26 protein-coding genes are annotated in these 24,695 nt (G+C 53.7%); 9 read left to right on the plus strand and 17 right to left on the minus strand.

The annotated features are described in order from the left end of the window. Positions 1–55: 55 nt before the first annotated feature. The 6 genes from MKY96_RS14565 to rpiA form a co-directional block, all read right to left on the minus strand. The gene (locus MKY96_RS14565; protein WP_340941257.1) at positions 56–325 is read right to left on the minus strand and encodes a hypothetical protein; all 270 of its coding nucleotides are present in this window, start codon (positions 323–325) and stop codon (positions 56–58) included. Positions 326–506: 181 nt separating this feature from the next. Then, positions 507–3,665 carry an MMPL family transporter gene (locus tag MKY96_RS14570; protein ID WP_340941258.1) on the minus strand — a complete coding sequence of 1,053 codons (3,159 nt, stop codon included), beginning with the start codon at positions 3,663–3,665 and terminating at the stop codon, positions 507–509. Beyond that, entirely contained in the window at positions 3,662–4,114 is a 453-nt protein-coding gene (locus MKY96_RS14575) for a MarR family winged helix-turn-helix transcriptional regulator (RefSeq protein ID WP_340941260.1), read from the minus strand. Before MKY96_RS14575 ends, MKY96_RS14570 begins: the two co-directional genes overlap by 4 nt. A 222-nt stretch (positions 4,115–4,336) precedes the next feature. Further along, a complete protein-coding gene (locus MKY96_RS14580) occupies positions 4,337–4,777 on the minus strand; it encodes a GNAT family N-acetyltransferase (RefSeq protein WP_340941262.1) in 441 nt (146 codons plus the stop codon). 60 nt (positions 4,778–4,837) lie between these two features. Further along, positions 4,838–5,344 carry a VanZ family protein gene (locus MKY96_RS14585; RefSeq protein ID WP_340941264.1) on the minus strand — a complete coding sequence of 169 codons (507 nt, stop codon included), beginning with the start codon at positions 5,342–5,344 and terminating at the stop codon, positions 4,838–4,840. Further along, a complete protein-coding gene (gene rpiA, locus MKY96_RS14590; RefSeq protein WP_340944572.1) occupies positions 5,313–5,993 on the minus strand; it encodes a ribose-5-phosphate isomerase RpiA in 681 nt (226 codons plus the stop codon). The genes MKY96_RS14585 and rpiA overlap by 32 nt, the downstream gene beginning before the upstream one ends. A gap of 125 nt (positions 5,994–6,118) precedes the next feature. Here rpiA and MKY96_RS14595 point away from each other — a divergent pair, with 125 nt between their 5' ends. After that, the gene (locus MKY96_RS14595; protein WP_340941266.1) at positions 6,119–6,316 is read left to right on the plus strand and encodes a hypothetical protein; all 198 of its coding nucleotides are present in this window, start codon (positions 6,119–6,121) and stop codon (positions 6,314–6,316) included. 34 nt (positions 6,317–6,350) lie between these two features. Here the strand turns inward: MKY96_RS14595 and MKY96_RS14600 are convergent, their stop codons facing one another. Together MKY96_RS14600 and MKY96_RS14605 are read right to left on the minus strand one after the other, a co-directional pair. After that, the gene (locus tag MKY96_RS14600; protein ID WP_340941268.1) at positions 6,351–6,905 is read right to left on the minus strand and encodes a macro domain-containing protein; all 555 of its coding nucleotides are present in this window, start codon (positions 6,903–6,905) and stop codon (positions 6,351–6,353) included. Continuing rightward, positions 6,889–7,356, minus strand: coding sequence for a hypothetical protein (locus MKY96_RS14605; RefSeq protein ID WP_340941269.1), 468 nt, complete (start codon positions 7,354–7,356; stop codon positions 6,889–6,891). Before MKY96_RS14605 ends, MKY96_RS14600 begins: the two co-directional genes overlap by 17 nt. Before the next feature lie 230 nt (positions 7,357–7,586). Here MKY96_RS14605 and fsa point away from each other — a divergent pair, with 230 nt between their 5' ends. From fsa to MKY96_RS14620, 3 genes are all read left to right on the plus strand, one after another. Next, a complete protein-coding gene (fsa, locus tag MKY96_RS14610) occupies positions 7,587–8,234 on the plus strand; it encodes a fructose-6-phosphate aldolase (RefSeq protein ID WP_036694437.1) in 648 nt (215 codons plus the stop codon). A 154-nt stretch (positions 8,235–8,388) separates the two neighbouring features. After that, positions 8,389–8,832, plus strand: a complete 444-nt coding sequence (locus MKY96_RS14615) for a MarR family winged helix-turn-helix transcriptional regulator (RefSeq protein WP_340941270.1) — start codon at positions 8,389–8,391, stop codon at positions 8,830–8,832. A 12-nt stretch (positions 8,833–8,844) separates the two neighbouring features. Next, positions 8,845–10,041 (plus strand): MFS transporter, encoded by a 1,197-nt coding sequence (locus MKY96_RS14620; RefSeq protein WP_340941271.1) that lies wholly within the window; start codon positions 8,845–8,847, stop codon positions 10,039–10,041. A 352-nt stretch (positions 10,042–10,393) separates the two neighbouring features. Here the strand turns inward: MKY96_RS14620 and helD are convergent, their stop codons facing one another. Beyond that, positions 10,394–12,751: an RNA polymerase recycling motor HelD gene (helD, locus tag MKY96_RS14625; RefSeq protein WP_340941272.1), complete on the minus strand. Its 2,358-nt coding sequence runs from the start codon at positions 12,749–12,751 to the stop codon at positions 10,394–10,396. An 85-nt stretch (positions 12,752–12,836) separates the two neighbouring features. Beyond that, the gene (locus MKY96_RS14630; RefSeq protein WP_340941273.1) at positions 12,837–13,892 is read right to left on the minus strand and encodes an FUSC family protein; all 1,056 of its coding nucleotides are present in this window, start codon (positions 13,890–13,892) and stop codon (positions 12,837–12,839) included. 193 nt (positions 13,893–14,085) lie between these two features. On the opposite strand from MKY96_RS14630, the gene MKY96_RS14635 reads away from it, so the two are divergent. Continuing rightward, positions 14,086–14,586 carry a hypothetical protein gene (locus MKY96_RS14635; RefSeq protein ID WP_340941274.1) on the plus strand — a complete coding sequence of 167 codons (501 nt, stop codon included), beginning with the start codon at positions 14,086–14,088 and terminating at the stop codon, positions 14,584–14,586. A gap of 91 nt (positions 14,587–14,677) precedes the next feature. On the opposite strand, the gene MKY96_RS14640 is transcribed toward MKY96_RS14635, so the two are convergent. Further along, entirely contained in the window at positions 14,678–15,349 is a 672-nt protein-coding gene (locus MKY96_RS14640; RefSeq protein ID WP_340941276.1) for a phosphatase PAP2 family protein, read from the minus strand. Between the two features lie 112 nt (positions 15,350–15,461). Between MKY96_RS14640 and hfq the strand changes: the two genes are divergently transcribed. Next, on the plus strand, positions 15,462–15,683 hold the full coding sequence (gene hfq, locus MKY96_RS14645; RefSeq protein ID WP_173126423.1) for an RNA chaperone Hfq: 222 nt from the start codon (positions 15,462–15,464) through the stop codon (positions 15,681–15,683). A 137-nt stretch (positions 15,684–15,820) separates the two neighbouring features. Here hfq and MKY96_RS14650 read toward each other — a convergent pair whose 3' ends face one another. Further along, entirely contained in the window at positions 15,821–16,927 is a 1,107-nt protein-coding gene (locus MKY96_RS14650; RefSeq protein ID WP_340941278.1) for a lactonase family protein, read from the minus strand. A gap of 184 nt (positions 16,928–17,111) precedes the next feature. Here MKY96_RS14650 and MKY96_RS14655 point away from each other — a divergent pair, with 184 nt between their 5' ends. Then, positions 17,112–17,447, plus strand: coding sequence for a LytTR family transcriptional regulator DNA-binding domain-containing protein (locus MKY96_RS14655; protein WP_173126417.1), 336 nt, complete (start codon positions 17,112–17,114; stop codon positions 17,445–17,447). A 254-nt stretch (positions 17,448–17,701) separates the two neighbouring features. After that, positions 17,702–18,880 (plus strand): peptidylprolyl isomerase, encoded by a 1,179-nt coding sequence (locus tag MKY96_RS14660; RefSeq protein WP_340941279.1) that lies wholly within the window; start codon positions 17,702–17,704, stop codon positions 18,878–18,880. Between the two features lie 108 nt (positions 18,881–18,988). Here MKY96_RS14660 and MKY96_RS14665 read toward each other — a convergent pair whose 3' ends face one another. Both MKY96_RS14665 and MKY96_RS14670 read right to left on the minus strand, forming a co-directional pair. Next, positions 18,989–19,183, minus strand: a complete 195-nt coding sequence (locus MKY96_RS14665; protein ID WP_340941281.1) for a DUF2188 domain-containing protein — start codon at positions 19,181–19,183, stop codon at positions 18,989–18,991. A gap of 80 nt (positions 19,184–19,263) precedes the next feature. Next, positions 19,264–19,863 (minus strand): nitroreductase family protein, encoded by a 600-nt coding sequence (locus tag MKY96_RS14670; protein WP_036729316.1) that lies wholly within the window; start codon positions 19,861–19,863, stop codon positions 19,264–19,266. A gap of 280 nt (positions 19,864–20,143) precedes the next feature. On the opposite strand from MKY96_RS14670, the gene MKY96_RS14675 reads away from it, so the two are divergent. After that, positions 20,144–21,559, plus strand: a complete 1,416-nt coding sequence (locus tag MKY96_RS14675) for a metallophosphoesterase (RefSeq protein WP_340941282.1) — start codon at positions 20,144–20,146, stop codon at positions 21,557–21,559. Between the two features lie 51 nt (positions 21,560–21,610). Here the strand turns inward: MKY96_RS14675 and MKY96_RS14680 are convergent, their stop codons facing one another. The 3 genes from MKY96_RS14680 to MKY96_RS14690 all read right to left on the minus strand — a co-directional run bounded on the left by MKY96_RS14680 (position 21,611) and on the right by MKY96_RS14690 (position 24,659). Continuing rightward, the gene (locus MKY96_RS14680; RefSeq protein ID WP_340944574.1) at positions 21,611–22,543 is read right to left on the minus strand and encodes an aminoglycoside phosphotransferase family protein; all 933 of its coding nucleotides are present in this window, start codon (positions 22,541–22,543) and stop codon (positions 21,611–21,613) included. A 329-nt stretch (positions 22,544–22,872) separates the two neighbouring features. After that, positions 22,873–24,303 (minus strand): M56 family metallopeptidase, encoded by a 1,431-nt coding sequence (locus MKY96_RS14685; protein WP_340941283.1) that lies wholly within the window; start codon positions 24,301–24,303, stop codon positions 22,873–22,875. Beyond that, the gene (locus MKY96_RS14690) at positions 24,300–24,659 is read right to left on the minus strand and encodes a BlaI/MecI/CopY family transcriptional regulator (RefSeq protein ID WP_340941285.1); all 360 of its coding nucleotides are present in this window, start codon (positions 24,657–24,659) and stop codon (positions 24,300–24,302) included. The genes MKY96_RS14685 and MKY96_RS14690 overlap by 4 nt, the downstream gene beginning before the upstream one ends. Positions 24,660–24,695 lie beyond the last annotated feature (36 nt).

Raw genomic sequence — 24,695 nt, forward strand, 5'->3', positions numbered from 1 at the left:
GTCTTCCTAAGCAAATAGCCTCCGGTGCAAATTAACCTTTGCTGACCGGAGGCTTTTATATGCTCGTCTCAAACGGTTCATAATTAAAACTCTTGTATAAGAAATTGCCTTCGCCCTCCCCGGCTTCTCCTTGTAATTCTGCCACCAGCAAAGTTGAAGTAGTGCTTACCTCCAGCCGTTTAATCATCAGATTAATGTGATCATGAGTTTTCAGGATATCCGGTGTAAGAACGACGCCCTCCAATACTTGGCGGGTTACGGGGAACTCAAAAATGAACGGATCGGCAAACCCGGGAAGATAGACCGACATTTTGAAGTTGCCCACGTGACTACCCGTTGTATTCAGTTTTCCGCATACATTTCAGCTTCCTCTTTCGTAAACAACCCTGTCCAGTGGCAGACACAAATCATAATTTCCTTAACAGCAAAAACAGGCTCCGCTTAGTAGCGAAAGCCTGCTCTTGTATTGAATTCCATCATTGTGAACCATCATGTAATACTGAACATTACATATCCAGTGATTTCGGGTGATCCTCCCCGGCCGCCGGACGGAACGGCCACCAGTTAGCCCGGCCGAACATCCGCACCATGACCGGCACGAAGAACGGCAGGAATACCAGTGCATACAGTGCCAGACCGGACAATACAACCGTCGCAATCTGCATCATCGACAGTACCCCGGAAGGGTACATCGAGGCGAAGGTACCGCCCAGAATCACTACAGCCGAGAGAATCACGGTCCCCATATTGCGCATGGCGTGCAGTATGGCTTCCCGCACATCCCAGGTTTTGTTCTCATTGAAGCGGTCCATCAGGAAGATACTGTAATCCACCCCGAGGGCAATCAGCATCACGAAGCTGAAGAACGGCGTCGTCCAGGTAATTCCCGAGTAGTTCAGCAGATGCACGAAGATCGCTTCCGTGATGCCCAGTGCCGTAAAGTAAGTGATTAACAATGAGGCAATAATATACAGCGGCATAATCATCGAGCGGAACAGCACCACCAGAATGATGAAAATACCGCTAAGCATCAGAATTACTGTACGCGTGTAATCTTCATTGGAGATGGTCTGCAAATCATTGTAGGTGCTGGTCACGCCGCTCATGGCTGTCTCCGCATTCGCAAGCTTGGTGCCGGCCACGGCACGGTCCACCGCTTCCTGGATCTGTCCGACGCTGTCAATAGCCTTCGCGCTGTATGGATTCCCGGCGAAGACCACATCCAGGGTCATAACCTTGCGGTCCCCGGACAGATAGGTATCGAATACCTGCTGCATGCCCTTGGCCTCAAGCGCCTCTGCCGGAACCAGGAACCCGCTCAGCTCATCATCCTTGGCATCCTGAATCTGCTTGAGATAATCCTGCGCCGAGCTTAAGCCTCCGGTGATTTGTCCCAGACCGTCCGCACTTTGCGTCAGTCCGTCCGTCAGCTGTCCAAGCTGGCCCGTAAGCTCGCCGAACCCGTCAGCAAGCTGTTTCTGCCCGCCTTGCAGCTGTGTAAGCCCGGTGGTGATCTCCGGAAGCTTGCCGACAATCTGCCCTTGGCCGTCAGCCGCCTGCTTCAGCCCGGACTGCAGCTTGCCGATACCGGCTACCAGCTGATCCAGCCCTTTCGCCAGCGCAGCCTGCCCCGCTGCCGCTTTGGAATACCCGGCGTTGGCCTCGGTCAATCCGGCCGCCGCTCCGCTCAGCTGGGCCGAGATCTGGCCCAATCCTCCGGCAAGTCCCGCAGCTCCCGTACCGCTCTGCGTAACTGTACCTTTGATCGTCTGGTAATTCACATCCTGGAGCAGCTCTGGATAGGCGGCTTCCAGTCCGGTGAAGGAAGCTCCCAGACCGTTAAGCGCATCTGCCACGCCTTGAAGCTGTGTCTGCAGACCAGTAAGACCTCCGTTCAACGCTGTCAGGCCGCCGCCAATCTTCTTGTACCCTTCGAGCAGCGCGGCATTGGCCTGTGCCAGTTGCTTCGCACTGTCTGCCGCCTGCGCCAGGCCGGCTTTGATCTCTCCCGCTCCGGCCCCGCCGCTGCGGATACCCTCCTCGATCCGCGTTAGGCCATCGCCCAGCGCGTCAATGCCTTTTTTCAGCTCAGCCGTTCCTTCTGTCAGCTTCGCGCTGCCCGAGGCGGCCTCGGCAAGCTTAGGCCCATTATCCTTCAGCTGCTTGCTCGCTTCGCTCAGCCCGCTCTGGATCTTGGTTAACCCTTCACTACTCTGATCCAGACCGTCCGCCAGCGTAGCCACCTGAGTAGGAATCAGGAAGTCATTAATCTGCTCCCCGGTAGGCCGGGACATGCTGCGCACAGCCTTAACGCCATCGACCTTTTCCAGCTCGCGGCTGATCTTCTCTGCAAGGCCCATGTACTCAGCAGTGTCCATCCGGTCGTCATTCTTGATGACAATCTTGCCCGGCATGGATTCACCCGGTCCGAAGCTCTCCGATATAATATTGAACCCTTTGACCGAGGCGTAGTTAGGCCCGATCTCATCCATGCTGTTGAAGCTCAGCTTCCCGCTGTAGGTGAGCAGGAACGGTGCCACAACCGCAGCCACGATCAGCAGCGCGGCCCAGGGTCTCTTCAGCGAGAACGAACCGGCCGCTCCCCAGATCCGGCTCTCACTATGCTCCAGCTTGCCGCGGGAGGGCCAGAACATCTTAGGACCCAGCACCGCCATGAAGAACGGCACAACGGTCACAAGTGCAAGCAGCATCACCGCTATGCCGACAGCCACCGCTACCGCCGAACGGTAGAGCATGAACTTGGACAAGCCGATCGCCACGAAGCCGACAAAGACCGCCAGCCCTGAATAGAACACCGTTCCGCCAGCCTTCCGGTAAGTGGCGATAATGGCGCTTTGCGTATCCTCCGACTGGGCAAGCTCCTCCTTGAACCGGCTGATCAGCAGGATACAGTAATCGGTCCCGATACCGAACATGACAGCGACCATGAAGATCTGTGTGAACGTCGAGAGCGGAAAGTCAAAGCGGTCCACCAGGAACGCGACAACCGACTGGGACACGATATAACTCAGCCCCACCGTCAACAGCGGCACGAACGGAGCCACGAATGAACGGAACACCACGAACAGAATCAGCAGAATAAACACGACCGTGATGTATTCCGACTTTTTCAGACCGGCTTCCGAGCTGGCAATCGTATCCTCCGTGATCAGTCCTTCGCTGGTCATATAATGCTCCGCCGTAACGTTGCCCAGCAGCTCAGCAGACTTAGCCGGGAGTTCCTTGACTGCCTCCTCTCCGCCTTGCACCGACAATGCGACCATAATCGTCTTGCCGTCCTCCGCAATCAGCGTATCCTTCAGCTCAGGCTGTGAGAACGGATCTGTAATCGCGCTGAGCTTCAGGGAATCCTTGTTCCCGGCCAGCTGCTCCACACCCTGCTTAATACTCTCGGTGTCTGCGGTCGTCAGCCCCTCCGGCTTATGGAACACCAGTGCAACCTGATGTACCGTTTCCCCGTCTTTGGCCGCAGCGACCTCCTTCATAATCTCCGCAGCCCGCGATGAGGTGTAGCCAGCCGGAACAGCGATCTGACCCTTCTCGCGCACCAGATCGGGCATCCCGGGAGCCGTGAGGAATAGCACAACCGCCACAGCCAGCCACACTGCGATAACCGCCCATCTTGCCTTCAAAATCGTTCTCAATTGCTTCTCCCCCCTGTATCCTGCATCAGAAATGCCAGCTTCTCAAACATCGTAATAAACAGCTCTATGTTATCATCCTCAAAGTGGAACAAGTATGGGGAGATCACCTGCTGCATCTGCTTCTCAGAGGTCTTGTAGACGCTCTGTCCGTACTCCGTCATGGTCAAATACACCTGCCTGCGGTCATTCTCGTCCCGGGTCCGCTGAATCATCCCGGCTTCATCCAGCCGGTTGATGATGGCAGTAATCGAGCTTTTGCCTACGGCGACTGCTTCAGCCAGATACGTGGAGGTACACCTCTCCTGTCCGCTGATCAGCCTGAGAATCAGGAATTGGTCCGTTGTCAGACCTTCGCCAAAAATATCCCGGAGCCGCGCATTGATCTGCCTCGTAACGACCATATAAGCATCTACGTAGCGGTTGATCCATTCTTCTGCGTCTTTCTTCAATGCTGCTTCCGCCTTTCCATATTAGTTCACGTGTCGAACTGTTTCACAGTAAAACTATATTGTCCTTTGCGTTAAAAGTCAACTGGTTTCATGAATTTTACATTGATATTCATCAGGGGGATTAAATACGCCTCATGGACGCAAAAAACCACCCTGCACGCAAAGTGCTGAGTGGTTATTGTGAATTTCACCTATTGCATCTCCCGATACCGTCCGGGCCGCTTACTCCTCGTCCTCCGTCTCTTCCACCTCATAGACACAGCGGAACATTTCGATGCCGGCAGCGTTCTCGCCCAGGCTGTACACCATGAAGCCCAGACTGCGGTAAAAGTCAGCGGCAATCTCGTCCTCGGTCTCCGCTACCAGGTAACGCGGCTGACGGGAGGTGACGAGCTCAAGGATCATGCCGCGCGCATACCCTTTGCCCCGGTTCTCCGGGAGCACTGCGATATGGCGGATGTCGAGCGAGCCGTCTTCGGTCTCTTCGTAGCCGGTCAGTCCGACCAGCAGCCCGTCCTCCTCCCAGCCGCACAGCTGCATGGCCGCAAGCTTACTGTATTCCTCCGAAGTGCGGACCAGCGCATCCGGGTCATCTATAACCGCATAAGCCAGCAGCTCATTCACCTGCGGTGTGCCGACAAGCGGCTTCAAATCAATCAACATATGTCTCATCCTCCTAAAAGTATACCTGACCCGAAATTATACCTGACCCGGGTGCCTCCGCTATCCCCGCACCAGCCGCAGCAGTGCATACCCTGTCCACACACCCAGCAGGTTAAGCAGCAGATCATCGATATCCAGACTCCCGACATGCAGCAGCATCTGCAGCAGCTCCAGCACCATAATGCCCAGTGCAGACAGAAGCGTCAGGCGGATAAAAGAACGGTAGCCGGTCACCACCAGCGGAAGCAGAATGCCAAAAGGCGCAAATACCGCCACATTCCCCAGAAGGTTCACCAGCCTGTTAGCATACGATAATCCATTGGTCATGTCAAAGTATAAACGCACTGTCCGCAGCGGTTCAAGATTGTAACGGAGCGGCCCGTCCAGCTGAACCGTCCGTCCGAACCCGATGAACATCCAGTACAGCAGCATTCCGCTATAGGCAATCAGCAGCAGCCAGGCCAGGAACCGGCGTCCGGGTGGAAGCGCCTGCTTGACTGTAGCGGCCTTCCCCTTCCGGCGGCTTGTACGCGGCTTAGCGATCCTGGCCACCTTCAATAATCTCAATCGTGCCGTCACTCTTGCCGATAATCGCCAGATCTGCAATTCCGATGAAGAGGCCGTGCTCGACAACTCCCGGAATACGCTGGAGGGCAAGCGCCAGCTCTGCCGCCGATTCAATAGCTTCAAACCGGCAGTCCGCAATATAATTGCCGTTATCCGTCTTGTACAGGTCTTCTCCGCTGCGCCGCAGCTCCGTTGTGCAGCCCAGCTTAGCGAGAGCGGCAACCGTCCACTCCCAGGCGAACGGTACAATCTCCACCGGCAACGGGAACTTCCCGAGCGTGGTCACCGCCTTGCTCTCATCGGCTACAACGATCATGCGGGCGCTGCCCATAGCGACAATCTTTTCCCGCAAAAGCGCACCGCCCCCGCCCTTAATCAGCTGCAGCGCCCCGTCCAGCTCATCCGCCCCGTCAATCGTCAGGTCGAGGCTGTCCACATCACTGAACGCTACCAGCGGGATGCCCAGCTCACGGGCCTGATCCTCAGACGCCTGTGAAGTAGCAACGGCTGTAATCTGCAAGCCCTCGCTTACCCGTTCCCCCAGCTTGCGGATGGCCCAGTAAGCAGTGGAGCCTGTTCCCAGGCCCACCTTCATACCATCCTGCACATATTCGACTGCCTTCTCTGCTGCCAGCTGCTTCACATTGATACTCATTTTATTCCCTCCATGTTATCCGTTATAATGAACGAAGTGGAATCGGCTGTGCCTGTCCACAAGGAATTCTTATCCTTACTAATCAGCCTGAAACTAATAATCCATCAGGAGGCATCGGCATGAGAACCGAGAACCAAATCCAATCCAAAATCAACGAAATGACGCTCCAGCGCAGATCCCTCGAGTCGCGGCTGGCTCCCCTGCCCCCCGGTGACCCGCAGAGGGCCGCGCTAGACGCCCAGCTGAACAGGCTGGAAGATCTGATTCTAATGCTGGAATGGGTGCTGAACGCACCCGTAGGCAAGTATCACGCCTGAGTTCCGGGCTTCTGCCCCGACAGGCTTTTACCGTTCAGCTATAATTCCCGAGCATGGCCCCGTACAGCCCGGCATTCTCATGCTCGAAGCAGACGAAATCAATCTGCCGCAGCGGGAGCTCTGCCGGGCTCTTCGCGCGGACATACCCAATGACTGATTCCAGCGCCGTCTTGCAGGCCAGCTCCTTCGGGAAGCTGTAAACACCCGTGCTGATATTCGGAAAAGCGAGGCTCTTCACCCCATGGGCGCAAGCCAGATCAAGGCTGCTCTTATAGCATCTCGCCAACACAGCCGCTTCACCAGCCGTACCGCCCTTCCAGATCGGCCCCACCGTATGTATCACTCCGCGAAAAGCAAGCCGTCCCGCACTGGTGAGCGCTGCTTCGCCGGGAAGAATACCGCCCTGCTTCCGGCGGATTACCGCACATTCCTCTGCAATTTCCGGGCCCCCGGCCCGGTGTATAGCCCCGTCCACTCCCCCGCCTCCATACAGACCGGAGTTCGAGGCATTGACGATCATCTCGCCCTGCCAGGAGGTAATGTCGCCTTCATGCACCGACAGAACTACATCATTAACGTTGATCTGCATAGCTGGTCTCCTCCTTCGCCGCAGTCTCCAGCGCCTGAATCAGTTCCTTTTCACCCCTGCGGGCAGCCTTCCCCAAAAAAGAAACATACGTAAGCCGGCCCCCCTGCACTGCGGCCTGGCGGAGAATGCCCAGCATATAATTCTGCGCATCAGATAACACCAGCTCACCCGTACCAGCGGCAACCCTGCACAGGGCACGGGTTGTTCCCGCCTCTGCCTCCGGCAGGTCCTCTTCCCCGGGCTCAACCACCGTGAATTGGAACAACGGCACCGCCTCCGGCAGCTCCTCGCCCGCAGAGAACCTCTGATTATATACCGAGTACATCAGATTGCCGGTATGCGCTCTGGAAGCATCCGTCTCTTGCTCCGCAAGAATTCTGCTGTTCTGATATGCAATAATTCCGGCTGTGACCAGCAGAAACAGCACCACTCCCGCAATTAAAGTATACATCCCTGTCACCAGCCCATCGCATGTAATAAACAATACCGCTTCTATAGTATCATGGACAGAAGTAGCCGTGAATGGTCCTACCCGCGTAAAAACCATTTTTTGCGCCGATTCCATAAAGTTATTTTGAGAGATTCAAATTAACAGTTGAAACTTCACGTGGCATGTCTCATAATGAAGTGGAGCCTGCTGTTTTGTCAAATCCATACGAAATCAAGGGAGGATACCTGGAAATGAAATTTTTCTTGGATACCGGAAATATTGAGGAAATCAAACGTATTACCCGCCTCGGATTAGTGGATGGCGTAACGACGAACCCGTCGCTGATCGCCAAGGAAGGCAGATTGTTTAAGGATGTAATCAAGGAGATCGTAGCTATTGTCCCTGGTCCTGTAAGCGCTGAGGTTATCGGCCTTACGGCTGAAGAGATGCTTAAGGAAGCTTACGAGATCGCAGAATGGGCTCCGAACGTGGTCATCAAGCTGCCTATGACCGAAGATGGTCTGGAAGCTTGTTATGAACTGACCAAAAAAGGCATCAAAACCAACGTAACCCTCGTATTCTCCGCTGCTCAAGGCCTCATGGCCGCCAAGGCAGGAGCTACTTATATCAGTCCGTTCGTCGGACGTCTGGATGATATCGGTGTGGATGGCATGAAGCTGATCAAGGATCTGAAGACGATCCTGACCAACTACGACCTGAAATCCGAGATCATCGCAGCCAGTATCCGCAACATCGCCCATGTGGAGCAAGCGGCCATTGCCGGTGCTCATATCGCTACCATCCCGGGCTCACTCCTGCCATCGCTCTGGAAGCACCCGCTGACCGACAATGGTATCGAACGCTTCCTGAAGGACTGGGAGAAGGTTCCACAGGTTTAAAACAACATAGCTTACTGTTCAAGCCCCCTTCCGCATCATGCGGAGCGGGGCTTTTTTGGTGTTGTCAGATTGGAAGGACCCATTCATCCTTGACTCATTTACTTGTTATGCTTATACTTGTTGTAACAAGTAATTACAAAGGAGCAGCTCATTTATGACTCTTTCCTCTCCCCAGCAATTCCTCGGGTTCCTGCTGGGCTCGACCCACCGGAGAATCTCCGTGAGCTTCGCCCGGGCGCTGAAGCCTTATGACATCACACCCGAGCAATGGTCCACCCTGCTGATGATCTGTGACCGCAGCGGAGTCAACCAGAAGGAGGTTGCCGTTGCCTCTGCCAAAGACCAGCCGACTACCGCCCGGATCGTGGAGCTCCTGCTCAAGAAAGGCTTCATTACCAAAACGGCCAACCCCGGGGACCGCAGGGCGTTCCAGCTCTATGCCACCGGAGAGGGGCGGGCGTTAATAGAGAACACTATAGCACTGGAGCAGCAGACTATAGATATGGCTGTAGCCGGGCTCGAGCCGCAGCAGCTTGAAGACCTCCGCAGTATGCTGGAGCAAATCTATCACAACACCGGAAATCTACATCAGGAATAGGAGTCAAAACACTTGAATCAATCATCTGAACGTCTATGGACAACATCCTTCATCACACTCACCCTTTGCAATCTTCTGCTGTTCATAGGACTGCAGATGACCTTATCTACCCTCCCGGCTTATGCGGAAAGTGCCTTGCATGCTTCACCCGTGCAGGTTAGCCTTGTCACCAGCCTGTTCGCCTTCAGCGCGATTGCCTCCCGCCTCTTCTCTGCCAGGGCCCTGGAGAAGGGCGGGCGCAACCTGCTGATCTTCCTCGGCCTTGCTGTTTCCCTCTCTGCGGTGGCGGGCTATTATTTCGCAGGCAGCATCTTCACCCTGCTGCTGTTCCGCATGCTGTTCGGCGTAGGCTTCGGCATGGCCAGCACGGCGTTCCCGACCATGGCCTCTGATGTCATCCCTATCCGCCGCATGGGTGAGGGCATGGGCTATTTCGGATTATCCACCAGCCTTGCCATGTCGGCTGGCCCGCTAATCGGACTCAGCCTTCTGCAAGGACCAGGCTTCGGGTCCCTGCTCCTGGGGACAGCTGTCGTGCTTGCTCTGATCCTACCGATGGGCTTCCGCCTGGCGAAATCACTGCCTGGCGGACATCTGGAGCCGGCCGCAGTTCCGGCTGCAGCTGCCGGAAGCAATCCTTACCGCAGGCTGCTGCTTCCCTGTCTGCTTAACTTTCTCTTATCCATCTCTTACGGCGGGCTGCTCGGCTTCCTGGCGCTCTACGGGCAAGAGAAGCACCTCCAGCATATCGCTTACTTCTTCCTGTTCAATGCCGTAGCCATTGTCGTGATCCGGCCGCTCTCCGGCAGAATCTACGATCGCTTTGGCGCGGCTGCCTTACTCATCCCGGGAAGCCTGTTCATTGTCGCCGGTCTGCTGCTGCTCTCCTTCGCCTCCACAACGGCGGGCTTGTTTCCGGCCGCTCTATGCTACGGCTTCGGCTTCGGCTCCATGCAGCCTGCACTCCAGACCTGGATGATCCAGTCTGTCGAGCCGCGCCAGCGCGGGTTAGCCAACGGAATGTTCCTGAACTCCCTGGATCTCGGTGTCGCCATCGGCTCCATGCTGCTTGGCGCTGTCGCCATGTTCACCAGCTATGCCGTGATGTACCGGTACTCGATATTGGCACCTGCGCTGCTGCTCGTTGTCTATCTTCTGGTACTCGTGACCCGGCAGAACAGTAAGCGTAAAGCTGCCCTACAGGGCTAGCTTTACGTTTACGTGAAGTGGAGATATCACCACCCTAACAGGATGAAGAAGATTACCTTCGCGCGGGCACAACGTATGCTGTTTTTGACATACATTCAGGCCCTCTGCCTGCTTACACACCGAATGTATACTGTTTTTGACATACATTCAAGCCCTGTGCCTGCTTACGCACCGAATGTATACTGTTTTTGACATACATTCAAGCCGTGTGCCTGCTTACGCACCGAATGTATGCTGTTTTTGACATACATTTGATCCAACCCACACCTGTCCACAGCAGCAGGAAACTATGGTTCCCTAATAAAAAGACAAAACCGCCTCGCGTCACACGCGCAGGCGGTTTTATATTTACTCACTTCTCCTGCGTACCAGCCGTAACCGTTTCACGCACAGCAGCAGGCAGGAACGGGCTTGGCTGTCCCAGACTGTAGATATGAAGCAGATGCATCGCCCGGGTACAAGCGGTATAGAACAGCTTACGTTCATGTTCACGCCCGTATTTCTCAGCGGAACCGTCATAGATAATTACAGCATCGAACTCGACGCCCTTGGCGAGGTAAGCCGGAAGCACCAGCGTCCCTTTTTGAAAATTAGGCGTTTCCTTCGTGACCAGCCGCACCGGCAGCCGCTTCTCCAATTCACGGTGTACCTGTGCGCTCTCTTCTGCTGTCTTGCAGATTACGGCCACATAATGATAACCCTCCGCATGTAGCTTAAGCACATCCTGCTCCACTGAGGAGAGCAGATCGTCTTCACTGTCCACCAGCGTCAGGAGCGGCTCCTCCCCCCGGCGGTTAAAGGGTACGATCTTCTCGCCGCCGGGAATCATCGCCCGCGTGAATTCAACAATCTCATACGTAGACCGGTAGCTGCGGGTCAACGAGATCACCTCGGTGTTCTCTTCGCCGTAGATGCTCACCAGTCCGGCCAGATCTCCCAGCACCTCGCCTTGGGCATAGATGGCCTGATTCAGGTCGCCCAGCACGGTCATTTTGGCCCGGGGAAACAGGCGGCGCATGAATTCGAGCTGGAACGGCGAGTAATCCTGCACCTCATCCACAATAACATGACGGATCAGCGTGTTCGTCCGGAAGCCCTGGCTAAGCTCCTTCAAATACAGGAACGGCGTCGCATCTTCATAGGCCAGCTCGTTGCCCCTAATTGCAGCCAGCGTCTGCGCGCAGATCTCATCCCATGCTTCAGGCAGCGGCTGGCGGGTATCCAGGCTCTCTATCAGCTCACGACCCTCGAACAAGCGGCTGTACAGAGCCTTCACATCCACGAAGCGTCCGCGCTTGGTCCAGCCGCGCAGCGGCTTGAGGCGCTGGCTGACCACGTAGCGGGCAAGCAGGATCCGCTCCGCATCATAATCATCGAAGCTGTCGTTATGCCCTCCGCCCTTACGGCGCATCTGGTTGTAGGCCCGCTGATAATCGCTGTTGTCCATCAGCTCAATCTGCTCGTCTACCCATGCCGCACTCCGCTCTTCAACGCCGAACGCCGCAATTTTTTTGAGCAGCCAGCCCGTCATCAGCTCAATCCGGTTCGCCAGCTTGATGCCCGGGTCATAGCTGTAGAACTGGCGCTCCATCTCTTCCTTAGAGACAACCGCCTTCCCCTGGAACATCAGCGGCTTGAACAGCATGCCTTCATGCTCCAGCAGATTCACATATTGCCGGATGGCGCTAAGGAAGGCTACTGACGATTTATAAGTAATACCTTCCCGGCGGATATAAGCGTCCTCCCCGTCCGGGGCATTCAGCAGACTCTCCGTCTGGCTGAATACATCCTCCAGCTGAAATTCCTGGCCCAGCCGGTGCTCCAGGTACATCTGGAAGGTGGTCTGCTGCATGTTCTCTTCCCCCAGCTCAGGCAGCACAGTAGATACATAGCTGTTGAACAAAGGGTTGGGCGAGAAGAGCAGCATCTGGTCTGCCTGAAGCACCTCACGATACTTGTAGAGCAGATAGGCTACCCGCTGGAGCGCCGCTGACGTCTTGCCGCTCCCGGCGGCTCCCTGCACAACCAGCATCCGGCTCCGGTCATTGCGGATGACCGCATTCTGCTCCTTTTGGATGGTGGCTACAATAGATTTCATCCGGTCATCGGCGCTGTGGCTCAGTACCTGCTGAAGCAATTCATCGCCGATGGTGACCCCCGTGTCGAACATGACTTCAATCTCACCGTTATCAATCACGAATTGGCGCTTAAGCTCCATGGTACCCGTAATCTGTCCGCCCGGCGTCTCATAGGATGCAGGTCCCGGCGCCCCGTCATAATACAGGCTGGAGATGGGCGCACGCCAATCATAGATCAGGAAGGTCCCGTTATCCTCCATCAGCGAACCGATGCCCAGATAGATAGTGTCAGCCGCAGCATCCCCCGCCTCCGAGAAATCAATCCGGCCAAAATAGGGCGAGACTACCAGCTTTTTATATTTTTTGAGCGACTTGCTGGATTGCAGATGATGGCGTTCGCGTTCGTTCAGAATCTGTGCCTGCTGCCGCAGACTGGTTGAAGTCTCCCCCAGATCGTCGGGGCTGCTGAAGTTCACTGTGACCTCTTCCCAGAAGTCTTTGCGCATATCCACGACATCCGTGCGGTGGAGTCCCAGCTCCTCTGACAGCAGCCGGATATGGGTAGACAGCAGCTTGGTAATGCCGTTGACTCGCTCCTGCTCCTTTTGCCACTCGTGATCAAGTTTATCCAATTCATTTCATCCCCTTCGGAAGGTTGACTAACAATGTTACCAACTCTGTAGTCCTTTTACAAGTTTTTGCTATATTCATTACGCTCTAGATTTTCTCGCTCAGCACTGCACTTTCCTTGTCGTCTGCGTTCATCCGGTGGATCTGGTCAGCCACCTTATCCAGACGCTCCAGCTGATAGCCGTAGTCATAGATGGCCGCAGCCACCACCGACAGCCGAAGCTGCCCGGATTTCTGCGGATCATACCCGTTAATAGCGGACTTCAGGAAGCGGTCATTGTCCTCCGCCAGCGGCTCGGAGTCATTGGCTCCCGGCTTCAGCTTATCCTCGAATTTCAGCAGAATGTACTCATGATACTTAATCAGCTGCTCCAGATGGCGGTCGAACAGCTCATCCGTTTGCTCCGTCCGGTCGGCCTGGAAATAATGCCGGTCAATCGCCTCAAGCACCTGATAGCCCTTTTGCAGGGAATTCAGCAGGTTTTTGTAGACTACCATCTGTCTCGTCTGACTGTATTTAGCCCTGCGGAGCTGCTTCTGCTCCTCCTCGAACAACGCGTATTTGTCTGCCAGCGCTTTAATCGCGCCCTCCAGGCCGTTCTTCTCATCCCGGAATACACTTTCCTTCATCTCATGCGACACCGCCGTCCGCAACAGCAGCGACAGACTGGTGAACACATTCTCGATCTGCTGGATGTACTGCTTGCGCGGCTGCGGCGGGAATACAGAGATATTGATAATAAAAGCCGACAGAATCCCGGTCAGGGTCAGCAGGAACCGGGTTAACGCGAACTGCCACTGGCCGGAAGCCTCCATGACGGAGATGACGGTGACCAGCGTCAGGCCGATGGTGTCGGCGCGGTTCATTTTCATGCTGATCATAATCACCAGGATGCATACCAGTCCAACCGCAATCGGTTCATTGGAGAGCAGCATTCCGCCAAGCAGCGCAATCACCGCCCCCATCGTGCTGGTCTGGATCTGATCGAGGAAATACCGCCATGATCTGTATATGGAGGGCTGCATAGCAAAGATAGCCGCAATAGCCGCACCGACAGGAGAGGCGAAGTTGAATAGAACGGACAGATAAAGGGCAAGCGTTACGGCCATTCCTGTTTTGAGTATGCGGGCACCGAAAGCCAAGTCCATCCCTCCCAAGAGCTTGAAGCTTATCATAATTACTGCGGATGTTCATCCTTTATGTATATCTTGTTATTACCCATGAACTGCGCTGGCGAATTTTAGTATGTCTTAAGCCGGGCTTCAGGATTCTTTCAGCTTTCAGGGAATACTGTTATACCGGGTAGTAACTACAACCAACAGAAGAGGTGTATCCATGAAAAGAACGACCCGAACCCTAACCGCATGGGCAGCAGCCATGATGCTTGCCCTGTCTCCAGCCGCCGCCTTCGGCGAGCAGCTTCCCAAAGGCACAGCTACCCCTCCCCCGGCCTCACCGCATACCGGCAGAGAGCATCCCCCTCACCGCAGCGGGGACCGGAATCTCAGGGCCGGAGGCCATTTCATTATCAGCGAAACGGCTGAGCTGCTCGGAATGGGCCGCGAGGAGCTGATTGCCAGCCTGAAATCGGGTAAGACCCTGGCGGGTCTGGCCCAGGAGAAGAAGGGCTGGAGCGAAGACCAGTATGTCCAGAAGCTGAGCGATGCCGCCAGCCTGAAGCTGGATGGATTCGTCAAGGATGGGAAGCTGACGAAGGAAGACGCGGCGAAGCTGAAGCCGGGCCTGCCGACGCTGATTAAGCGCAGCCTCAGCCGCGCAGCCCAGCTTCACCAGGGCAAGCCGTCACCGCCGCCTGCTGCAACGAAGGCCCCCTGAGCGGTAAGGCATCCGGCCTTGAGGAGGACAAGCCAGTCCTCCTTACAGATGTACGCAATATGTAAAAGGACAGGCGCGGAAATGCCCGGAGTTATTTCTTCCGGGCATTCTTTATGTGGTGCGGATTCGCCTTGTAATTCCGGTAAGCCTCGAAGCAGGCTGCCGACAGCATCAGCCAGGCTCCGCTCGCGGCATAGCCGCCGATCACATCACTCGGATAATGCACCCCCAGATAAATCCGGCTCCAGCCGATCCCCCCGGTCATCAGCACAGTGAACAGAATCAGCAGGAACCGCTCGCTCCGGCTGTGCATATGCCGCCACAGCAGGTAGGCAATGACCCCGTATAACGAGAAGGCTGCCATTGAATGTCCGCTGGGGAAGCTATACCCAGCCTGCTCAATCAGCCTGTGAATGGTGGGACGTTCCCGGTGGAACCACAGCTTCAAGAGCGTGTTCAGCAGCTGGGAGCCAAGGCCCACCCACAGGAACAAGGCAAGCTCCAGCCGGTGCTTCAGCGCGAAGAACAAGATGAGCATGGTCAGTACGGAGATCCCGACCGCCAGCTTCGAGGAGCCGACCAGGGATAAGCCTTTGGCCAGCGCAGTCAGCGGCGGAGATTCCATCGATTGCACGAACCGGATCACCGCATGGTCGAAGCCCTTGGCGAAGTCCAGCTTAACCATTAATGCGATCAGGATAAAAGCCAGCAAAAACCATATAAAACCCCGGAATCCGCGGGACCAGTAATGATAATATAGCATAACTACCCCCTTGTCTATTTGTCAGGCCTTATGAACACATTTCCTGGGATGGTCTGTCCCGTGTTATAATGGCCTGGAGAAATTATTTTAATTAAAGATGGAGTGCTGCCAAGTGGAAAGTCTAAAATTGCAGGAACGTTTGTTGAACCAGTGCATCTCAACCAAGATGCCGGTGACGATCTTCACAACTAACGGAGTCAAAATGCAGGGACTGATAACCTCTTACGACGCTTATACGATCACCTTGCAGGGTCAGGGTGACGGAAGACAGAACGTACTCTTCAAATCGGCCGTCTCCACAGTGGTGCCGCTGAAGCCCGTCTCGCTCAAATAAGCTGTCTGCACGGCGCACATTCTAACCTAAGCTCTTACCAATGAACTGTCTACGAACTCAAAAGGAACACCGGAGCAGCAACCCGGTGTTCCTTTTGCCGTTGTCTCCTCAGGTCCAGCAGGGGCAGGCAGCCTGTCCTACGCGGGGAAGACCGCCGGCATTACGCACACCGGCTTCGACAGCTCAGCGGTATTGCCGGTGAAGCTCAGGCGGCCGCTGCCTTCGTCCAGGGAGAAGACAACCAGATTATTGCCGTCCCGGTTGGCAACAATCAGATAGGCACCATCCGGTGTAACCGTGAAGTGACGGGGATGTCCGCCTCTGGTGGATACATGCTCTACCAGGGTCAGCCCGGCCGTCTGCGGATTTACAGCGTACTGAACGATGCTGTCATGCCCGCGGTTCGAGCCGTACAGATATTTGCCATCCTTGGAGAAGGTGATCTCTGCACAGCTGTTCTGGCCGGCCCCATATCCATCTGGCAGTGTGGATACGGTAGCAGCCGTCTTCAGGGTTCCTGCAGCAGCATCATACAGGAAGGATGTCACCGTGCTGTCCAGCTCATTAATGACATAAGCGGACTTCCCGTCTGGATGGAACACGAAATGCCGCGGTCCTGCCCCTGCATGCAGCGGGGTGTCTCCAATCGCTTCCAGCGTTCCCGCCTCTGCATCTATCCGGTAGCTGCGGATCAGATCCAGTCCCAGATCCGAGACGAACAGGTAGCGTCCATCAGGGCTGAAGATGGCAGAATGCGGATGGGGACGGTCCTGGCCCGGAGTCCCACCATGTCCCTTATGCTGAGCGATATCCGTCAATGCTACAGGCAGTCCGTCCTGGTCCAGCTTAAGCAGTCCGACCGATCCCCCGTGATAGCTGCATACGACCAGATGTTCATTCCTCACATCCCGGTTAATGTTACAGGTCGTGCTCTGGCCTTTGCCTTCCGAAGGCATAGTCTGAATCCGCTGCAATTCGCTCAGCTTGCCTGTCTCAGGATCGATAGCGAAGGTTATAACCTCCCCTTCCTTGCCCCCCGTACCGTTCGGCTTCTCCCCTATGGCATACAGCTTCCGGCCGGAAGGGTCCACATTCACGAACGTTGGATTCGTCAGGCCTTCTGCGGTATCCAGCCGCTCCAGTGTGCCTCCGGCTTCACCGTCAAAGGCAAACACCTGGATTCCGCTCTCTTCTGCGGTGGCATAGGAACCGGTAAATAACAGCAGCTTCGTCTTCTCGTTCATCTAGAATTCCTCCTCAAGTTAAACAGCCATCTATATAATTTACAATTTTTCGTGAGGGTTGACAAATGCAACGGAAAAAATGACAAAAAACATTTCAAAAATAAGACTTCTCAAGCCGTTCAGAGTATGATATAATGAAAGCGCTAACATTAATGTTATTAATCAAGATAAAGGGGGAACACGAATGAGCAGCCTGCTGGAAGCCAGAAATGTATACGAGGACTTCGAGGTGGAGACAGACATTCTGTTCTTTAAGGTCGGGGACCATGACCTGGTCATTTTTCACGGCAGAAACTACAATATTAAAAAGAGAATGACTGCCGAGCAACTGAACCGCTTATTGTCGAGCAACAGCTATTATCATGTGTACGGTGGCTGCTACGTGAACCTGAACAAGATCAGTTCCATTGAGGACGACTGCATCTACTTCGGTGAAATGGGCCTCTATGCCAAGTCTGTACGTGTTCCAAGACGCAAGCAGGAGAACATCCGCCATTTGCTTAAGGGACTGAGCTCTTAAGCCGGAGCGTTATCCGCACACAACTTGCACCTTGGTACTATTCTATGCGAATCATTACAGTCTCTCTCATCAGGCCGGAGCGCATATGGGGACACCCGTGCTGCTCCGGTTTTTCCTGTGTTTTACCTGTTTCTTAATGGAATCTTAAAAAGTAATTGTGCTTTTTTATACTTTCTTAAGGTTTGGAATTCTGTTTTCTGGTAAAGTTGTAGAAAGACAGGCACCACCTATATTGAAGGGAGTCATTAATTATAATGGACAAAAAAGATTTCAATGAAAATGAAAAGCTAGAAAACGGCATTACGCCGGAAGAGAACGACGCTTCTGTGAGTACTCCGGAAGAAGTTATTGAACCTGCCGGAACAGCCCCTGTACCGCAGGAACCTGTACGAACAGCTCCAAGAGTTGAAGAAAGCGTTCCCGTGATGAACAAAGTCGGCGGCGGCGGTACTCCTCCTTCCTCACCTGCTCCATCCGGCGGCGGCAAAGGCTGGATGATTGCATCGCTCGTACTGGCAGCAGCGCTAATCGTAGTGCTGATTGTACAGCCTTTCAAGAAAGATGACAGCAAAGTTGCCGTTGCTTCCGTGAACGGAACAGACATCACCAAAGCGCAGCTGTATGATAAATTGGTTGAAGCCGGCGGGGAATCCACCCTGCAAAACCTGATTACCACCACACTGGTGGGCCAGGAAGCCAAGAAAGCCAACATTAAGGTTACCGATGCAGACATCAATGAAGAGATCGAGAACCTCAAAACCCAGTTCGGCGGCGAGGAAGCTCTGAATAACGCTCTGCAGCAGAGCTCGATGACCATTGAAGACCTGAAGAAGCAAATGCCGCTCCAGGTTGAAATCCGCAAGCTGGTAGAACCAAAGGTAACGGTTACCGATGATGAAATCTCCAAATATTTCGAAGAAAACAAAGCGAAATACAATCAGGAGGAAGAAGTTCGTGCTTCCCACATCCTGGTGAAGACCAAGGAAGAAGCGGATGCCATCGTTAAGCAGCTCAAAGACGGCGGGGACTTCGCCGCACTGGCTAAAGAAAAATCCGCTGACACCGGCTCCAAGGACAAAGGCGGCGATCTGGACTTCTTCAAACGCGGCGACATGGTTGCTGAGTTCTCCGATGCCGCCTTCAAGCTGAAGGTTGGCGAAACCAGCGGCGCTGTGAAATCCGATTACGGCTACCACATCATCAAGGTGACTGACCGCAAGGAAGCCAAAGAATATACACTGGCCGAGAAGAAAGACGAAATCAAGAAGACACTGATGTCACAGAAGGTATCCGAGATGTCCGCTACATGGCTCGCTGATCTGAACAAAAATGCCAAGATCACGAATACTTTGACCGATAAACCGGATGCATCTGCTACTCCGGCAGCCAGTGAAGCTCCTGCTGCTGCAACAGAAGCTCCTGCAACGAAATAACTCTGTTGATGGACAAGCTAGTTATACAAAGAGGACAGGCGGATAACCGCTTGTCCTCTTTGCTTATGTCCAGATGAACGCCTTACCAGCGGAGTCCACGCTGAACGGTCAGTGATCCTTTTTGCGGATCTGCTTATCGTGATTCTCGCCCCACTCCTTGGCTTGTGCAGTGGCAATGGCGATGGCCCGCCCCTCCTCGTAGCCTTCTTCCAGCAGGGCGTTGGCAATCTCCACCGCCTTGTTGCGAACGGGGGCCATGAAGTTCTTCAGTGAATCCGGGTAGTTATCTTTATCCCATGGCATTATAAAAAACCTCCTTGAACGGGCTATATTCATAATTAGCCGGATCAGGGAGGTTCTAAACTGCTTATCGCAGGGTTTCCTTACTTGATTACCTTCACACGTTCTTCAATCGGCTGGAATTCCTTCTCGCCTGGAGGGGTTAAGATGTTGCCGAATGGCATCTGGGCAATCAGCTTCCAGTCCGCAGCAATACCGAAGGTCTCCTTCACTTCATCATCGATCAGCGGGTTATAGTGCTGAAGGGATGCTCCCAGACCTTCTTCGGCGAAGGCAGTCCATACTACGTATTGCAGAATCCCTGAGGATTGGTTGGACCAGATCGGGAAGTTCTCAGCATACAGTGCAAAGTTCTCCTGCAGGTGCTTCACCACTGCCTGATCTTCGTAGAAGAGCACAGTGCCGTAACCGGCCTTGAAGGAGGACAGCTTCTGAGCCGTGCCTTCGAATTGTTCAGTAGGAACGATCTTACGCAGGGTTTCTGCAGTAATATCCCACAGCTTATCATGTTGTTCGCCCAGCAATACTACAGCTCTGGAGCTTTGCGAGTTGAAGGAAGTTGGGCTATGTAGAACAGCCTCTTCTACAATCTTCTGAATTTGTTCATCAGAGATTGGGGATTCTTTACTGATGGCGTATATGGAACGTCTACCTTTTACTGCTTCAAAAAAAGTCTTAGACATAAAATAACTACCTCCATTTAATTAAGTAACTTACTTTTTTTTAATCATAACACTGTTCCGGTCTGAATACAACACATCATTCACAAGTTTTTCCTGTACCAGCGCTTTATTTTGTATATCCGCTCTTAGTGTCGCTGAATTGCCTTCAATTATGCACCTTCCACTATTTTCTATAAGCTATTATAGAGGTTTAGAAACAACGGCTAACATATCGTATATACAACCCCCTCATAAATAAGCTACAATGGTTCAGCCAAAAATACAGAAAGAAGGTTAAGCCATGCGCACCTCTCTTCATAACCGCACAACCCATGCGGTAAAGCTCACCTTAATGATGCTCCTCTCCTCCACCCTCATCCTCAGCGGGTGTGAAGACTCCGCTTCTTCTGCCTTGAACGCTGCTCCAGCAGTTGCTGAGGCCGTGACCCCTGCTATAGAACCCGGAGAACCTGTATCCTTCTGGGTCGCCACCGATACGCATTATCTGGACAAATCCCTGGAGGACGGCGGTCAGGCCTTTCAGACCTATGTCACAGGCGGCGATGGCAAAATGCTTCCTTACAGCGATGAGCTGACCGAAGCTCTGGTCCGGGATGTGGAACAGAACAAGCCGGCTTTTCTCATTCTGAGCGGAGATCTCACCAATAACGGGGAAGCGGACAGTCATCAGGAGCTGGCTGCGAAGCTGCACCGGATGGAGGCTGCCGGAACCCGCGTCTACGTGACTCCGGGCAACCATGATATCAACAACCCCTGGGCCAGATCGTTCGACGGTGACAAGCAGATCGTTGCCAAGCATATTAATGTAGAGGATTTCCTGCGCATCTATGACGATTTCGGATATAACGAGGCGGTCTCGCGGGATGCGGACAGCTTAAGCTATGTGGTGAAGGCCGCTCCGGGCCTGTGGCTGCTAATGCTTGATAGTGCCCAGTATGCACATAACGAAGAATATAATTTTCCGCAGACCGACGGGCGCCTGCTGCCGTCCACCCTTGCCTGGATCGATGACAATGTGAAGCTGGCCGCTCAGGAGCATGCTTCGATTATTACAGTGATGCATCATAATCTGCTGAGCCATACCTCCATGGCCGTATCCGGGTTCAAGCTCAACAACAGCCAGGAGACGATGAAGGCATTTCGCAAGAGTGGGCTAAACCTGGTATTATCCGGGCATATTCATATGCAGGATATCCGCCGCGATCCTCCGGAAGCCTCGATAGATCCGGCCTTGCCTGTCTATGATATTGCTACAAGCGCCATGGCGGTGAATCCGCACCAGTACGGCAGAATGACCTTCGATCCCGCTTCACGGGCCGTGACCTACCACACTGCTCAAGTAGATGTTGACGGCTGGGCCAAGGCCAACCACAAGACCGATCCGCACCTGCTGAACTTCAAGGCGTATGCGGAGCAGATTTTCGCAGAGAACTCCTATGACAAAGCGATGAACCGGCTGAAGGAGAGCAGCTTCACGGAGGCGCAGAAGCAGTCGATGGCTGAGGTGATGTCGAAGCTGAACGTGAAGTATTTTGCCGGGAACGCTGCTGATTCGCTGGAGGAGATCCGGGCGATGCCGGGATTCAAGCTGTGGGAGAGTATGGAGGGCGGCTTCATGTCGGGATATATCCGCAGTATGGCGGAGCATGCAGAAGTGAGCAATACCTCGCTGGAGATGGTTCTGACTACACAATAGCAGACAGCAAAGCCTCCCTTCCGGTATACGAAAGAGAGGCTTGTTCCAGGTTTAAGCTTCTATAAACTGGAGCGCACAGTGAGTATGACGATCGGCAATTCCTCTGGCAAGCTGCTGGTCAGGGAACCCTCGGTGAACTAACTTCAACCCGCCTGATATCAATGAAAGATGATGATGAAGCTTATAGAACCGCTTCCGGTTCTCATCGAGCTGAACATTATTCAAATAACGTCGGTAATGCTCTCCAAAACGCATTTCTAGGAAGCTGTGCTCATGTTCAATATCATAGAATTCAGCGCCTTCAATATCAATCAGGCAAGGCTCCAGCTGATCCGTAACGATCACATGGTTGGGGCCAAGCTCCCCGTGAATGAATCCGTAGCTGTTGCGGAGTGCTATCTTAGACTCCAGGCTGTATAGCTGCTCGAGCAGTTTTCCTTGATTCTTGCGGATGGCTTCCACATGCTCTGCGGCGTAAGATAGCTGTTTTATCCCATTGTATAATTGATGCAGATGACATTGTATGTTGTTAGGCGTAGTTTCACCCGGTTTGCCATAGGTTCTGCTCTGAATCCTATGCAAGGCGTGAATCATTTCTCCCAGCTGCCGGAAGACTTTATCCTGAACCTTGTTATCGGGATGTTGGAAATACACCTCGGCATCTTGTCCGGCAGCATATTCAACCAGTGCATAATCGAAATCGTACCGGTCTCTGTCCCTGTTCAGATCATAGAGTAATGGCGTACGGATTGCATGCTCCGTCAGGAACCTGTTATTGCTCTCAAATAATTCGCTCCCGTAGGACTCAGCATGTATATTATGATTAACGATTTCTTCTTGGAAATAATTCATGGCAAGATCCCACACATACAGAATACAGGAGAAGCCATTGCTGAAGTCGAGCTTATAGACCACCTTCTGGGCACCGCCCTCCATCTTGCTAACCTTTACGACGGTATAACTCGAGCCTAAGACCTTCTCCACATACTCCTGTAATACAGCAGCCTCCAGATGACAATGAAATTTCAAGTAACCACACTCCGCTTCTTCTTGTATTGCCGGCTACTCCACTCTATTCCATTCCCGGAGAAAAATATAGACTGTTTCTTTGCGTTCTGTTATTATGTTGAATTAGGTCTTGGAAAAAGTCGGCATACATAATCCCCCAGCATTACGCCCCTCTAGGTTGCACCCCACGTAGGGAGCATTCCATGAGTTATACGCTTAAGTCACCACCCGATCACCATTCCACCCGCCGCACCGGCTACTACAACCATCCAGGGCGGCAAGCAGGATTCTGTAAAAATCGGCATTTAAGGAGTCAGCTTGACACTATCCAGCCGGTCGATCAGCTTACGAAGACCAGCTTCATCCGCTCCATACGGGCGGACATCCTCTCCAAGCAGCTTATCTATCTCTTCTCTGGCGAACGTGAAGCTGTATGTTATCCCTTCATCCGCAAGTGAGTAATTAATAATATCCGCGTTATCAATCAGGGTGAACAGCAGGACCGAATTCTTCAGGAGTGGGTCCCGGCTTAACGCCTGAAGCTCATCGTTCCACATTCCCTTAATATCGTTTACTGTATAATTGATGGTTAACTCATACGGGCGGGAGCCGGTTGTCAGCTCAATGCCTGCCCTCTCCAGTCCTTGCGGCAGCGGCATTGCACCAAGCAGCGCTGTGACCTTGCTGGCGTCACCAATATACTTTGTCTTGCTCTCCAGCAGCTGATCCATCGTATAACCGGAATATAACAGCTGCGACGGATGCTGCACAGGCTTGGGATTAGCGGTACATCCAATCAGCAGGATCACAAGAACGAGGGTAAAAGCGGCTACACTCCCCGAGGTCGGCTGGCGGTAAGCAAGAATATGCTTAATCCGCGCCTTTACACTGCTCTCTCCAAAAGCCAGCGGACTGCCGGTCATAAGACCGCTCCGGCGGGCTGAGAAGCCAAGCAGGGAGCCTGAGTAACTGCTTTTAACCTGCGGACCCAGCTTCCGGATCACCGCTTCATCGCAGGACATCTCCATATCCTTGCTCATGAGCACAAAAGACAGCCACATCAGCGGGTTGAACCAATGGAGAATGACCAGCAGGAACATCAGCGGCTTGATCAGGTAATCCCGCCGGTTAATATGAGTCTGCTCGTGCAGCAGGATATGGGACAGCACCTGTCCGCTCATCCCGGCCGGGATGTAGATCCTTGGCTTCCAGAAGCCGAATACGAATGGAGTCATGATCTGGTCCGTCTCAAAGACATGCCCCTTCACAATTGTTGCTGTACGGACACTGCGCATGACTCTCAGGTAAGAGATCACGCTGTACAGCAGCAGGACTATAACACCTGTCAGCCAGATCATACTGCCGGCCCACAGGATGACTTGCACAGGATTCACGCTTGCCGACGGTGCTACCGGCGGAGACAGACTGTTCCACAGGCTTCCTGCTGAACCTGTTCCGGTGTCCAATGCAGGCTGCGCTTGCTTCCCTATATGCTGCGGAACGAATTGCAGCTGCCCTGTGCCGGGCGAGCCTGCAGGCCGCCCTGCCAGCCTCAGGATACTGAAGCTTGAAGTGAAGCTGACGGGCAGGATCAGCCTGATCATTACGGCTGACCACAGGATATAGGAGAAAATCTTGGGCGCGCGCCGCAGCAGGACTCTTGCCAGCATGACGGCCACGGCTACATAACTGGCTGTAACGCTCATATTCAGAATGCTGATCCACAGGTCCGTCATCGGGAGGCCTCCTCGATAATCCTTTTCAGCTCCGCCGCTTCCTTCGCGGACAATTTCTTATCCCCGAGAAAAGCAGTCAAAAACTGCGGCAACGACCCGCCAAAGGCTTTGTCCACTACCGTCTGGCTCTCATGCCGCTGCGCCTCCGACTTCGGGATGATAGCTGTGACCATGGCCCCCTCGTTTCTGAGAATTCCCCGCTCACATAGCTTTCTCAATACGGTATAGGTCGTGGACTTCTTCCAGCCCAGTTCCGAGAGACTCAGCTTCACCAGCTCTGTAGAATTAATCGGCTCATGATCCCAGATCAGGCAAGCGAATTTATATTCGGCATCAAATAATTTGTATGGCTCCATCCTCTTCACTCCTTATAAGTTTATTGCAGTAGACCT

Source organism: Paenibacillus sp. FSL R7-0302 (genome assembly GCF_038006885.1).
Classification (GTDB): domain Bacteria; phylum Bacillota; class Bacilli; order Paenibacillales; family Paenibacillaceae; genus Paenibacillus_AQ.